Source organism: Sphingomonas sp. RS2018, assembly GCF_054489605.1.
Genome location: NZ_JBTMWL010000002.1, coordinates 517,589 through 529,904, shown reverse-complemented (window position 1 = coordinate 529,904; position 12,316 = coordinate 517,589). Strand labels below are relative to the sequence as shown.

Genomic DNA, 12,316 nt, shown 5'->3' with positions numbered 1-12,316 from the left:
ACTTAGACCGCGGCCACTCTAAAACCGATGGGCCACTAGCCGCGAAGCGGCACTAGGCGTTGCAAATCCTCAGGACCGCGAGCGGTCCCCGCCCAAACAGGGCCGCTCAAGTCGAGCGTCACAAGGCTGATCCCGCGAATACGCGGCATCCTAACAGTCCTGAGTTTCCATCGTTGTCCACCCCCTCCCCCACGTCCAGCCTCACCGCGTCGATCGCCTCATGGCGTTCCGGCAGCGCGGGCTTCGTCAAATTCTTGGATGACGTGCAGCCCCGCGTTCGGTCGAGCACCGGCGGGTTCACACCGTTCGTTCCCGGCCCTCGCGAAGCCGCTGAGATCGCAAAGGCACTCGACGGCAAGGACGTGTCAGTCACGTGTTTTTGCTGGCCCCGCCGACACGGCAAGTCCGTCACATCCGCCATGATTATCGTTTGGCGGTTCCTTACTCGGCAGACCGAAACCGTCGCTGTTGTCGCGAACAGCGAAAAGCAGGTGGTCGATACGGCGTTCCGGTCGATCCGCGAGGCTTTCGAGCAAACTCCGATGCTCAAGCGGTTGGTCGCGGCGGGCACCATCAACGTGCTTAGCGACCGCATCGAGTTCCCAACCGCCGGCTCGACCATTCAGGCGTTCAGCGCCAACCCTGCCGCGCTGTGGGGCAAAAAGCTGTCATGTGCCCAGGTATCGGAGCTTCACGCCGCGCCGCGCGGCGATGAGGTATTCGCGGCGCTCGCCGGATCGCTGCTAGACACCGCCGGCTCCCTCATGCTGATCGACAGCACCGTCTCCCCGAAGTCGAACAAGCTCTTTGAGCTGTATCAGGCCGCGAACCATCCAACCGACCCAGATACGTCAATCGCGTTCAGCCACATCGCTTACGCCGACCTTGAAGACGCATGCCGGAACGCACCGCCGTGGATTAGCGAAAGCAAGCTCCGGTCGCTGTCACGCCAGATGCTCCCGCATGAGTTCGCGCTGTACCACCTGAACCGCTGGGGCGATGCGACCAGCGCCTTGTTCCCCGCCGATGTGCTGGCAGCATGCACGCACGAATATCCGCTGGACGTGAAGGCGCTTGCCGCCGCGTCCGCCTACATCGTCGGCGGTGGCTTGGACCGGGCGTTCGGCGGATCGCGCCACGGCGATCGCACCGTGACCGCCTGCGTCGCTAAGATCGTGCTGGACGATGAGGAACACCTATTCGTGCTGGACGCCGACAGCGTGTTCCTTGGCCGGCTTGGCGGCATCAAGAGCCGGCTTGACGGTTACCATCGGGGCTATGGCATGAGCCGCGCAACGCTGGAATCCTACGGGGCACAGGACGTGGCGGATTGGGCTGCGACGCAGCCCTACAGCTCCGGCGTTGAGGTGATCCACCCGTCGCGCAAGTCGAAGTATCAAGCGTTTATGGGACTGTATCAGGCTGCCGCCGAACAGCGCCTCCACATCCATCCTGCCTTCAAAGACCTACTCGCCGAACTCGCCGTGTTCGAGGTGCATGCGGACGGCAAGGCAACCGATGGCGAAGCTGCCGTTCCCAAATTCACGCACCCGCGCGGCGCTCACGACGACTTTGTGCATGCGCTGGCATGGGCCGCGCACTCGCTGCGGCATGTCTCGCTGAATCCATATGAGCTGGAGGGCATCCACTGCAACGGACGCGGTCCCGCAGTCGTCGCCTGCGTCCTGAACGGTGGTGCTCATGTGCCGATGTGTGCGCGTGAGTGTCGATCGATGCGCGAAGCCTCACGCCTATTCGAAGCCTATCGCGCTCGCAAACCAGTCGACGCCGTCGCCTTCGAAGTCTTTGCGACAATGAAAATGAAAAATATCGGCGCACATACGGTGCCACGATGAATAGATATCGTGACTCGCATGCAGTATTGCGCTATACTGCTACCACTTTCGACTGTTTGGAGCTTAGTTCGTCAAGTGCTATTCGCAACTGATACCGTTCGGATAGCATCTGCATCACGTGACCGTAAGGAAGATTGTGCGCTTCGTCTTCGCTATTATTGGGATGAGCAGTCGCAAGAGACGCTCAAGCTAATCGCGCGTCGGTGGGCACGCCCCGACCAGTTCCGGCTTTTCAGCATCAACGTCGTGCGCGCGATCACTAACCGCCGCGCCAACACTTACCGCATCCAGCCTCGCCGCGTGTTCACGGGCGTCGATCAAGCAAAGATGGACGCGCTCTATCGTGCGATGAACGCCGACGCGGTGCTCAAGAAGGCTTCACGCTATGTGAAGCTTTGCAAAACCGGCCTTCTACAGGTCGGTTTCAACGAGGCGACGGGCACGCCGACGCTGAACGTCATCACGCCGAACGTGCTGGACGTGCTCTACACCGACCCGGAGAACCCGGAACGCATCATCATCACGCACGGTGCGACCCGCGCCGAAGATGTGACCTATTCCGATTGGACTACCACCGGCTTCCGGCATCTGAACTATCGCGGCGTGCCTCGCCGAATCGAAGGCAATCCCGGCGACGCCAACCCCTATGGCGTGCTGCCGTTCGTGCCGCTGTTCGACCGATTACCAGACGACCAGTTTTTCCTCCCCGGCGGTAACGACCTCATGGAGTCGCAAGACGCCGTGAACGTCGCGCTCGCCTCGCTTTGGCGTTCAGTCGAGCAACAAAGTCATGGGCAAGCGTGGGCATCCGGCATCAGCGCGAACGAGGTGCTACAATTCGGCCCCGACCGCGCAATCGCGCTGCCCCAAGGCGGGCAGTTCGGCTTCGCCAGTCCCAACTCGCCGATTGCTTCGATTTTGTCGGCGATCGAGTTCGTGTTGCGCCAGACTGCCGCCACGCACGGCGTCGGCAGCGACGTGTTCGACCTGTCTAAGGTCGCCGAGTCCGGTAGCGCGAAGCACGCGGGGCGCATCGAACTCCGTGAGGAACGGCTAGACGACATCGCGCAATGGCGCATCGCCGAAGCTCGCTTGTTCGCAGTGCTCAAGGCTGTTGTGAACACGCATCGCCCCGGCACCATTCCTGACGACGCCATGATCGCCGTGGACTTCGCGGAACTGCAAGACAGCCTCACCGAAGCCGAACAGCTCGCCAACACGCGCGACAAGATCGACCTGGGCCTTTGGTCGCCGGCTGACGCCCTAATGGCGCTGAATCCCGATGGCTTCCCCGACCGCGCTGCCGCGATGCGCGAACTTCAATCCCGACGCGACGAGTCCGCCGCGCTGGCGCTGCCTCTGTAGGAATCGACATGGAAAACGACACCCCGAACCCCGACCCCGCCGTCGCAGAGCTTGCTGCCCTCAAGGCACAGCTCGCCGACACCGCCAGCACCGTGCTTGCCGGCGTGCCTGAAAACCTACGCGGCCTGATTCCTGCCAGCCTGACGCCCGCCGACCAGCTCGCATGGTTCCACACCGCCAAGGCGACCGGCGTGTTCGACACAAAGCCGGCAGTCCCCGCCACCGACAGCGGCAAACCGGCGATTACGCCGACCACCCCCGATCCTGCCTCCCTGCCGGTGTTTGCCCGCATGGCCGGCGGATATCGCAAGTAACAAAATAAGAGAGGATACCTGTAAGTGTTGACGATTACCGAATGGGCGAAGCTTAACCCCGATCAGCTGACGTCCGGCATAGTGGAGATTTTCGCAACGGAGAACCCAGTGCTCGCCGCGCTGCCGTTCATCAATATCGCCGGCAACGCCTACACCTACAATCGCGAGCAGTCGCTCCCCGGCGTGGCGTTTCGTGGCTTCAACGAAGGCTACGCTGAATCCACCGGCGTAGTGAACCCTCTGACGGAGACGCTGACGATCCTTGGCGGCGACAGCGACTTCGACATTGCACAGATCGCAATGCAGACCGGCGACAACGATACCCGCGCCATTCACGACGCATTGAAGGCGAAGGCTGCAACGCTGACTTGGCTGCGCACCTTCTTCGACGGCGACACGTCCGCCAACCCGAAGGCCTTCGACGGACTGAACCGGCGTTTGACAGGCGAGCAGCTCCTGACCGCCGGCACGAACGGAAACGTGCTCACGCTGGAGATGCTGGACGAGCTGGTCGACGCGGTGCGAGGAACGCCGTCGCTGTTGCTGATGAACAAGGCAGTGCGGCGTAAGGCTCGCCAGCTCGCACGCTCGGTGAACGCGCTCACCATTTCCACGGACCAGCTCGGCCGTGAACTGGACGGCTATGCCGGCGTGCCGTTTGGCCTGATCGAGGAAGACGAGACCGGCGCCGACATCCTCGCGTTCGACGAGACGCAGGGCACCGCGAACGCGACGACCAGCATCTACGCCGTCCGATTTGGCGCTGACACGCTCCACGGCATCCAGACGAAGCCGATCGAGGCGCGCGACCTCGGCGAGGTCGACGACAAGCCGGCGCTACGCACTCGCACCGAATGGTATTCGGGCTTTGTCATCAAGCACCCGAAGGCCGCTGCGCGCCTCAAAGGCGTCAAGGCCGCATAAGCTAACCCCGGCGGGCGAACGAAGCCACCCACACTATCCGCTGCGCTGGAAAGGTTGCCCGCCGCGCGCACTCGGAGTGGGAAAGGAGCCGGGTGCCACCACCCGGCGCGGGATAAGTCGGCGAGTGCCCGCGCATGCAAAACCCCGACAGTCAGCGGCACCTAACTCTCCTTGTCCGGGTGCGTGGCTGACAACTTTTGCAGAGGTATCCAATGCTCGCTGACCTGTCGCCGCTCATGACCGACGTCGTTATCCAGCTCCACGCGGGCGAACGAGATATAGTCGGCAATCTTCTATGGTCGACGCGATCGGAGCACCTCGCGCGGGTGACTTACAGTCCCGGCAAGACGCTAGGACCAGCGTCACGCGAGGCCTCCCCCGACGCCACCGCAACCATGTGGCTGATCGACCACCCGCACCCCATCGCCATCGGCAACATGTTCGAGTTGTCCGAAGCTGTGACACTCAAGGTGGCACGGTTCGAACGCCGCAAGCTGCCCGATGGCGTGCTCCACAAGGTATATTTGACGTGACCGACCCCGTGCCCACCTGGGCAATCCGTGCCGGCGTGAACTCCTACGCCAGTCTCGCCGAAGCCGAAGAAATTGTGGCGACCCGCCTGTTCGCAACCGCATGGAATGGCGCGCAGGAACAGACGCGATCGAAAGCGCTCATCACTGCTACAGCGCTGCTTGATCGGCTACGCTGGCAGGGTCGCCCCCTCGCCGCGACACAGCCGCTGGCATGGCCGCGCCTTCCCGAGCGCTGCCCGCACGGTTATCCGCTGACCACGGCTACCCCGCCCGACATCGTTACGGCATGCGTTGAGCTTGCTGTTCACCTTCTGGTGCAAGGACACATGCCCGGTGCACCGGTGATGCAGCGGATGCTGGGCGACAGCATGACGATGTATTTCCCGACGATCGCTGATGAGTTTCCGAAGCACGTCCGCCGGCTGATTGAACCGCATCTGCGCGCTTCTTCGGCAAACGTCGCGGAGGTGCAGCTGTGACCGACCCGATTGAACAGCTCTCCAAACGCCAAGAGGGGGACTTGGAGGAGACGATCGACGCCGCCATCGATGACGCGTTGACGCTGTTCGACACCGTTGCTGTCGCTGCCCTTCTGGCGAACGCTGATGACGAAGGCGTCGACGCGCGCGAACACTACGAAGGACTACTCGGCACGCTTACCGGCGCGGACGATGCCGACGAAGGGCTGATAGCTGACGCGCTTAACGCGACCACGATGTCCGCTGGCCTCGCTTCGTTCTTCGCGGGTGTCGCGGCGCTTGCTGCCGCACAGGCCTGCCACGTCGCGAATACGAACGCCGCCGACGCCGTGATCGCCCGCGACAACGCGATCCGCTCATTCCGCGCCGCCTACGTCCATGAAAGCGCGAAAGCGCTACGCGATACCGCTGAGCGCATGCTTACCGCACGCGGTGCCAGCGATAGCCGCGCTGCCCAAATGCGGCGAGCTATCGGCCTGTCGGTTGCGCAAGCTCGATCACTCCACGCGATCCGCGAAGCCTTGATCGCCCATGTTGCAGACACCAACCGAGACCCGGAGTCTATCCTTGTCGCGACAAGAGGCAGCATTACCGCCGCACAGCGTCAGATGCTCGTCAAGGCGATCCGTGCCGGCACCAGCCCGGATCAAGCGGAGAAGTTGCTAGACCGTCATGCCAAGGCACTCCGGCGAGCTCGCACCAGCGCTGTCGCCGGGAATGCCGTTCACCAGATCGCCGAAAGCGCGAAACTTACCGGTTGGCAAATCGCCCAACGCTTCGGTGCCCTGCCCGCCGATCAACGCCGCTACTGGCGCACCGCTGGCGATGAACGGGTGCGCCTCGCCCATGCACAGGTGCCGAGAATGAACCGCAACGGCGTACCGCTCAATCAGCCATTCGCGACGCCGCTAGGACCATGCCTCACGCCGCCACTGGAGGCCGGTTGTCGGTGTAGGGCAACCCTGAGGCACGCGGTATGATCGCCGGCACCATCAGCCCCGAGCAACGCTTGTTTGTCGGTGTCATCGTCAATGCTGCCCAAGAGGCTGCTGGTAGCATCGCGACGCGTAATCGACCCGCACAGGCAATGTCGTCCCAAGAGGACGCTCGCACGTGGTTTGTCGAAGCTGGGGAAGATTTCGCCACGGTGTGCGAACTCGCCGGTTTCGAGCCGCACACAGTACGATCACAGGTGCTTGCCTATCTCGACCGAGTGGCCGCCGATCCCGCAGCACGAGTGACGTTGAAGCGCGCTAATATGCCCTCCCGCCGAAGCGCCCTATCAATGCACGACGTTGCCCGCCACGCCGGCGTTTCAGCGACTACCGTCTCCAACGTCATCCACGACCGTCCGAACGTCATGCCGGCAACGCGCGCCCGAGTGTTCGCCGTAATCAAAGCGCTAGGATACCGCCACAGTGTCCATTGAGCCGATCGCGTTCGACATGAGTATCGCCGGTCGCAAGATCGACGGGCGCACGATGGAAGCCAAGCGGTTTCGCTCGATCGGGCTGGAACTTGCCGACCAGTTAGGCCGCAACCCCACGCCATCGGAGCGCCTGTTACTGATGAACACCGCCACGCTAGCGATGCTGTGCGAACAGGCGACCGCCGACTTGCTGGAAGGCAATTCGGTCGATCAGGAGAACTACCGCCGCAACGTGACGCTGCTAGGCGCGAACCTCATTAAGCTGGGGCTAGCCAAAAAGAGCCGCGATGTGTCGAAGCGGGATAGCGCCGGCATGGATGACTTCGGTGCGGCGCTGATTGAGGCGAACGCACGCCTTTAATCTGTTGGCGCATTCGGCTTTCGCAAAGCAGTCATTTCCGTATAAACCTTTCTGCCGTATTCCGTAAGTTCAATGAATTCCATCACCCCCGCGTTTACCGCCTTTGCATTGTAGGAACGAGCTAATTTCAAAGCGATTAGCTGATTTATTATAAAATCTATATCAGTTTTATATACTACCGTAGTTACGGGGGCTTCGCATCGTTCCCGCAAATAGGTTGTCATGGCAGTGGCAATCATTTCTCTCGTCGTTGGACGCATCATTGCCGGCGCAACCGCTGTCAATATCTTCTCCCAAGAGAGTTTTTTGGCAGATTTTCTTGTCTCCGATCCGTAGCGATCGCGGAAAGTAAAATTATAAGACACGGCATAAATCGAATCCATATCTGCTATATCTGATACGGAAGGCTTCAACTGCGTTTGAAGTTTGGACAATGCGGATGAAAGCTTTTGGTTTTCGGAGCGGACCGTATTCAACTGACTCAATATGTCTTCGCTCGCCGCAGTGTCACCCCTGATCCATCCGGTAGCAGGGAAGTCGGTCATCGCGCGAACCAATGCCTTGAGCACTAGACCCTCAAGCTGCTCACGTGATTTCCATTCTCTGACCAGACGCCCCGCCATCACCTTCGATCGAAAAGCATCTAAGTTCGCACGCATTCTGTCACCCAGGTCAACCTTCCCGGCGGGTATTGCCATCGCGTCACCATGGGGGAAGGCTAACACCGTCTTCCCTGTGTGCACCGCGTAGTCGTATTCACGTTCTGTGAAGCTAACCCCTTCCTCATCAAGCGATCCATATCGACCGCCCATAATAAGGACGTAGTAGTCACATTCGTCGATCACCTTTTTTATGTACGCTAGTTGCTCCGTGTCGGCGGCAGGAAACAGTTCCATGCCGGCTGGGATGTGGCCAAGGTCGAGTATGTTGCGGATAGCGTCCTGTCGTTCCTCTTGGAGGTCGCGGAACGTAGAGGACACGAACACCTGATATTTCTTCTGCATGGAACATCCGATGGCATGGGAAGGTCACCATCTGTTCTCGCCCACCGAGCACCCGAACGCAACCACACGGTTACAACGCTGCCGCTCTCGCTCATCAGCAGTCTGCGCCCGAGTGGACATTGTCATTGTGACAGCACCGCTGGCAGCTCCCGCGCTCGACGCCGCTTGGCACCCTATAACGCCTCAAAAGTTACACCTTTAGAGAGGGCTAAAATGCCCATCAGATAGCGCCTCAAAAGATACCGGTTTGACTTGTGATACAGTCGCTTTAATCAGGGGTATCTTTTGAGACTCGGAGGCAAGGCAATGAGCCGCATCGCATACTATCGTGTCAGCACCGGCGACCAGACGATCGACGCACAGCGGCATGCGCTTGGCGAGGGCTTTGGCCGCGAGTTTTCCGACGAAGGCGTGAGTGGTGCCACCGCTGCCGCTGATCGCCCCGGCTTCGGCGCGCTGCTGTCCTACGTCCGGGAAGGCGACACTCTGTATGTCTATGCGCTGGATCGGCTGGGGCGCGATGCGCTGGACGTGCAGGCAACCGTGCGGCGGTTGCTCGATCGCGGCGTAACGCTGGACGTGCGCGGGCTGGGGCCGATCGGGCGCGGCGTGGGCGAGTTGATTGTCGCTGTGCTGGCACAGATGGCGGATATGGAGCGCCAGCGCATCCGCGAGCGCTGTGACGCGGGGCGCGATGTCGCGCGGGCAGCGCTGGCATCCACAGGCCGCACGCACCGTGGCAAGGTGAGCATGGGGCGTCCGAAGGCGCACGACGCCTCGACGGTGGCAGCGTGGCGCAGGGACAATGCTGCCACGGTGCGGCAGACGATGGAGCATTTCGGTATCAGCAAGGCTACGGTTGCGCGCTACTGCGTAGCGTAGGGCATGGGCACCCCACCCCTCCGGGGCGGGAGGTGTCGACCCGATGCAAAGCCTTGATTTTTGTAGTTCGCCTTCGTGTCCTGCCAATTCGGCGAAGATCGACGCGACACGCCATCCGAATGCCGCCACCGCCCTGCACAGCCATGCGTAGCGCCGATAGCAGCGCGCAGCGTGCCACTTAGTCATCGGTTGCCGTTCCCCAACAGCAAGCCTCGGAGCGCCCCGCATCGCCTCTGGCGGGATGAGGTTGGCGAACCGCTACAATATCAGCACCAATTACGGCACAGCCGAACCCCGCGCCGATCGGTTAGCGCGCGCCAACTTGTACGATTTTCACGTCGATGGCGACGGGGTTCGCGGGGTTGCGCACTAGTGCTTTGCGGCATCGAATTGCCGCCGAATCACACGAGCTTGAGAATATAAACGACTCGATCAGCAGAAAAGACTGTCAAGGGGCGGACCTCAATTATCGTGTCAAATCGGCCCGCGCCCCCATCACTTCGGTTTTGCTTCGCGCTCCTAGTTCATTACTTTACTGGTCCAAAGGCTTTCATTCCGGGGGGAACCTCCTCTCCGGGCTCAAGCCACTTCATAGGAAGATTGACACGCCGGTTCACCATTTTGCTGAAAGGTCCGACAGCGATGCGTGAACCCGGTTCAGCCTCATTCAGCACTTTCAGTATTTCCTCAATGTATGCCTCTTGGATACGCGATGCCGCATCCATCAGGCATTTTTCTGCGTCCTTGTTCGTCATTGATTGCTCCTTACTGCCCCGCACGTGTCCAATTCTCTCGTTTGCAGGACTCCGGCGACTCCGCGCGGCTCGCCTTCAACTGGTCATTGCGGCAGTTGAGAGCCGCCGTCAGATATGGCGCGGTGCTTGGTGCGCTCTTTGGCATCGCGCAGCGGTTGTCGCGCATAAGATCGAGAGCGATTTTGGCTGTCGCCAGCGCGTTCCCGTTCTCCATTTCCCGCAATGTTGCGCGGGGCGCACTGTTGTCACCTACCGACGCCGCGAACCCTGATGCGAGGTCCATAGATGCACCGTCGTACTGCCGCATCAGTACAGCACAGGTGCCAGTAGAGGCCGCTGCCGGCGGCGCCGCTTTCGTCTGCGCAGACACCGGCATGCCGTTGGGCAGCACCGACAGCGCAGCCATAATCGCAATGTATCGCATCAATCCCCCTATTGCTTGAACGATTGACACGATACTCGGCGCTAGGCGCCTGTCTAGGCTGCTATCCGCTCCGGTTTGGACAGGTAATTATCAGCGCCCAGGTCAATGACACTGGCAGGCGCGATGCGAGCACAATCGACTATCAGCTCGTGCTCACCGTTGTTGCAATAGGCGAACACCGCGTCGCGGGGCGCTGTAGCTCGCACGATAGTCGGCAATCCGGCGCCCGGATCAAAGCGACGCGCATAGCTGCGGCCACGCATGTATTTCGCCGCGACAGCCTGATCGGTGGTCCAGTGAAGTCCCAGCGCCATTTCTGCGGCTGCTGCGGCGGGGTCGCGGGCGTCGGCACACCCTCCCCGATAAATCGTGACGATCGGCGGTAAGGATCGCCAGACTTCGTATTCAAGCCGGTTCATCATGCCAATCGGAGCGCCGGCACGAAGCGAAGCTAGCCGATCCGCAACGGGCTGATCGGCGCTCCACGGCTTTTCATCGCAATGAGTAAGGATCGTTCGAGTGGCAGCGCCATATACGATCCGGTTTATCATGCCGGCGTCGAACGCATGTGCGAACACCGGTAGCCAGACCTTCGGAACGAGATGGTAGAGCCCGCCGTCGATCAGTTCCAAATCGCCAAGCTCATGTAGCAGAGTGCAAGTTGCGAGCACCGCACGCCGCCGCCCCCGGAGATCGAATATCAGCGGGTGCATCTGTTCAGCCACGTCGATAGCGCGATCCCATCCAGCGGGGTTGAGGGGGGCCGGTCGACCGGGATAGCGAGCCCGCAACAGAGCAAGCAGGAACCTGTCCGGTTGCGACAGGTCAAAGCCGACATCAAGCATCGGCGAACGCCGGCATGGCGATCGACATACCAGCAAGCGTAGCCTCACGAACCGCCAGCACCGGCAGCGCCTCGTAATCGACCAGCGCCTCGTATGTCGGTGTTGGCCCCAGCGATACCGCCAATATCGCGGCCTTCGGCACTTCGGCCTCAAGCAAGACCGTCCGATGTGTAGAGCGTTGACCGATTGCGCTACGCATGTGCGAATAACCCTCGGCAACGTGCGGATTGTTGGTCCAGCTTAGACCCTGCGCGCCGTGCGTCGGATCAATAACAAAGCTGCCACGATATAGCGTAATCACGTCCGGCTCGTTCGACAGGAACTCATGCTCATACGGGTACATGAGGCCTAGCGGATCGGCTTTCCGAAGCGCTTCCAGACAAAAAGCGTTGTGCTCGCTCGAACCTAACCCCGCGTCGCTACTGGTGTAAATGAAACGGGCAGCACGGCCATAGACAACGCTGTTGATGTAACCGGCATTGTGCAAGTCATAAAAAACCCGAAGCCATGCGCGGGGGATGGAATACGAGTCATCGCCCTGATCGCCCTTGCCCATCGCGATGTCGGCGATCATTGATGAAACCGCGTATGTGACCTTGTCTTCGTGACTATCGGAACCGAGAAATACCGGAGCACGAAGGCTTATCGCGTCTAAGTCTCGCTGCCACAGGCGCCGATATGTTTCGGCAGGGAAGCTGTCACGATACTGCGCAACCCATAGGATATATAAAAGCTGATCGGGAAAATTTGGGTCAAGGCCAAGAAGCGTGTTCATTCAGTGCAATTCCTTCTCAAGGAATATAGCACAAAAAGGCCCGCCGATCACTTGGAAAGGCGGGCCAGACTGCCAATTTGTGTATTTAAGCCGCCAGCTCCCCCCGCCGGCGGGCTGCTATCATACGATGCCGCAACGCCAGTTCTCGCGCCTCGTTCATGATATGCGCTGGCGGCATCGTCGGCACCGGATCGCCGGGGCGGTGGTTCGGATACCAGTCGGCAAAGATAGCTTCGCCAAGCGCTTTCAACTCAAGCGCCTCTAACGTCGAAAAGGTCGAGGCGGCTTCGGAAATCCCCATGTGTGTCGTGCTCCCCCGCCGGTGATTCGTGCGGTGGGAAGCCCTATAGGGGCACAACCGGGGTGCATG

The 12,316-nt window shown here is 60.7% G+C and carries 16 protein-coding genes; 10 read left to right on the top strand and 6 right to left on the bottom strand.

The genetic code is table 11. The annotated features are described in order from the left end of the window. Positions 1-173 precede the first annotated feature (173 nt). The 9 genes from ACX40P_RS07640 to ACX40P_RS07600 all read left to right on the top strand — a co-directional run bounded on the left by ACX40P_RS07640 (position 174) and on the right by ACX40P_RS07600 (position 7,261). Complete coding sequence (locus ACX40P_RS07640) at positions 174-1,856, top strand: terminase large subunit domain-containing protein (RefSeq protein ID WP_459125719.1); 1,683 nt, start codon at positions 174-176, stop codon at positions 1,854-1,856. Positions 1,857-2,102: 246 nt separating this feature from the next. Further along, the gene (locus ACX40P_RS07635) at positions 2,103-3,221 is read left to right on the top strand and encodes a hypothetical protein (protein ID WP_459125718.1); all 1,119 of its coding nucleotides are present in this window, start codon (positions 2,103-2,105) and stop codon (positions 3,219-3,221) included. 8 nt (positions 3,222-3,229) lie between these two features. Beyond that, the gene (locus ACX40P_RS07630) at positions 3,230-3,535 is read left to right on the top strand and encodes a hypothetical protein (protein ID WP_459125717.1); all 306 of its coding nucleotides are present in this window, start codon (positions 3,230-3,232) and stop codon (positions 3,533-3,535) included. Between the two features lie 24 nt (positions 3,536-3,559). Next, on the top strand, positions 3,560-4,459 hold the full coding sequence (locus ACX40P_RS07625; protein WP_459125716.1) for a major capsid protein: 900 nt from the start codon (positions 3,560-3,562) through the stop codon (positions 4,457-4,459). Positions 4,460-4,671: 212 nt separating this feature from the next. Further along, a complete protein-coding gene (locus ACX40P_RS07620) occupies positions 4,672-4,992 on the top strand; it encodes a hypothetical protein (RefSeq protein ID WP_459125715.1) in 321 nt (106 codons plus the stop codon). Continuing rightward, a complete protein-coding gene (locus tag ACX40P_RS07615; protein ID WP_459125714.1) occupies positions 4,989-5,471 on the top strand; it encodes a DnaT-like ssDNA-binding protein in 483 nt (160 codons plus the stop codon). The genes ACX40P_RS07620 and ACX40P_RS07615 overlap by 4 nt, the downstream gene beginning before the upstream one ends. After that, a complete protein-coding gene (locus tag ACX40P_RS07610) occupies positions 5,468-6,451 on the top strand; it encodes a hypothetical protein (RefSeq protein WP_459125713.1) in 984 nt (327 codons plus the stop codon). Before ACX40P_RS07615 ends, ACX40P_RS07610 begins: the two co-directional genes overlap by 4 nt. Then, a complete protein-coding gene (locus ACX40P_RS07605) occupies positions 6,448-6,900 on the top strand; it encodes a LacI family DNA-binding transcriptional regulator (RefSeq protein WP_459125712.1) in 453 nt (150 codons plus the stop codon). Before ACX40P_RS07610 ends, ACX40P_RS07605 begins: the two co-directional genes overlap by 4 nt. Continuing rightward, entirely contained in the window at positions 6,890-7,261 is a 372-nt protein-coding gene (locus ACX40P_RS07600) for a hypothetical protein (RefSeq protein WP_459125711.1), read from the top strand. Before ACX40P_RS07605 ends, ACX40P_RS07600 begins: the two co-directional genes overlap by 11 nt. Here ACX40P_RS07600 and ACX40P_RS07595 read toward each other — a convergent pair. After that, the gene (locus ACX40P_RS07595) at positions 7,258-8,265 is read right to left on the bottom strand and encodes a DUF4062 domain-containing protein (protein WP_459125710.1); all 1,008 of its coding nucleotides are present in this window, start codon (positions 8,263-8,265) and stop codon (positions 7,258-7,260) included. The genes ACX40P_RS07600 and ACX40P_RS07595 overlap by 4 nt on opposite strands. 306 nt (positions 8,266-8,571) lie before the next feature. Between ACX40P_RS07595 and ACX40P_RS07590 the strand changes: the two genes are divergently transcribed. Continuing rightward, a complete protein-coding gene (locus ACX40P_RS07590) occupies positions 8,572-9,147 on the top strand; it encodes a recombinase family protein (protein WP_459125709.1) in 576 nt (191 codons plus the stop codon). A gap of 527 nt (positions 9,148-9,674) precedes the next feature. Here ACX40P_RS07590 and ACX40P_RS07585 read toward each other — a convergent pair. From ACX40P_RS07585 to ACX40P_RS07565, 5 genes are all read right to left on the bottom strand, one after another. Then, positions 9,675-9,902, bottom strand: coding sequence for a hypothetical protein (locus tag ACX40P_RS07585; protein WP_459125708.1), 228 nt, complete (start codon positions 9,900-9,902; stop codon positions 9,675-9,677). Positions 9,903-9,912: 10 nt separating this feature from the next. Continuing rightward, complete coding sequence (locus tag ACX40P_RS07580; RefSeq protein WP_459125707.1) at positions 9,913-10,308, bottom strand: hypothetical protein; 396 nt, start codon at positions 10,306-10,308, stop codon at positions 9,913-9,915. Positions 10,309-10,379: 71 nt separating this feature from the next. Then, positions 10,380-11,171, bottom strand: a complete 792-nt coding sequence (locus ACX40P_RS07575) for a hypothetical protein (RefSeq protein ID WP_459125706.1) — start codon at positions 11,169-11,171, stop codon at positions 10,380-10,382. Then, positions 11,164-11,946, bottom strand: a complete 783-nt coding sequence (locus ACX40P_RS07570; RefSeq protein WP_459125705.1) for a hypothetical protein — start codon at positions 11,944-11,946, stop codon at positions 11,164-11,166. The genes ACX40P_RS07575 and ACX40P_RS07570 overlap by 8 nt, the downstream gene beginning before the upstream one ends. Positions 11,947-12,031: 85 nt before the next feature. Continuing rightward, positions 12,032-12,247: a hypothetical protein gene (locus tag ACX40P_RS07565; RefSeq protein ID WP_459125704.1), complete on the bottom strand. Its 216-nt coding sequence runs from the start codon at positions 12,245-12,247 to the stop codon at positions 12,032-12,034. Positions 12,248-12,316 lie beyond the last annotated feature (69 nt).

What these genes read in the sequence shown, in the direction of transcription:
- ACX40P_RS07580 (WP_459125707.1), bottom strand. Translation starts at nt 10,308, where the DNA reads ATGGCTGCGCTGTCGGTGCTGCCCAACGGCATGCCGGTGTCTGCGCAG.
- ACX40P_RS07590 (WP_459125709.1), top strand. Translation starts at nt 8,572, where the DNA reads ATGAGCCGCATCGCATACTATCGTGTCAGCACCGGCGACCAGACGATC.
- ACX40P_RS07570 (WP_459125705.1), bottom strand. Translation starts at nt 11,946, where the DNA reads ATGAACACGCTTCTTGGCCTTGACCCAAATTTTCCCGATCAGCTTTTA.
- ACX40P_RS07575 (WP_459125706.1), bottom strand. Translation starts at nt 11,171, where the DNA reads ATGCTTGATGTCGGCTTTGACCTGTCGCAACCGGACAGGTTCCTGCTT.
- ACX40P_RS07595 (WP_459125710.1), bottom strand. Translation starts at nt 8,265, where the DNA reads ATGCAGAAGAAATATCAGGTGTTCGTGTCCTCTACGTTCCGCGACCTC.
- ACX40P_RS07630 (WP_459125717.1), top strand. Translation starts at nt 3,230, where the DNA reads ATGGAAAACGACACCCCGAACCCCGACCCCGCCGTCGCAGAGCTTGCT.
- ACX40P_RS07585 (WP_459125708.1), bottom strand. Translation starts at nt 9,902, where the DNA reads ATGACGAACAAGGACGCAGAAAAATGCCTGATGGATGCGGCATCGCGT.
- ACX40P_RS07620 (WP_459125715.1), top strand. Translation starts at nt 4,672, where the DNA reads ATGCTCGCTGACCTGTCGCCGCTCATGACCGACGTCGTTATCCAGCTC.
- ACX40P_RS07605 (WP_459125712.1), top strand. Translation starts at nt 6,448, where the DNA reads ATGATCGCCGGCACCATCAGCCCCGAGCAACGCTTGTTTGTCGGTGTC.
- ACX40P_RS07565 (WP_459125704.1), bottom strand. Translation starts at nt 12,247, where the DNA reads ATGGGGATTTCCGAAGCCGCCTCGACCTTTTCGACGTTAGAGGCGCTT.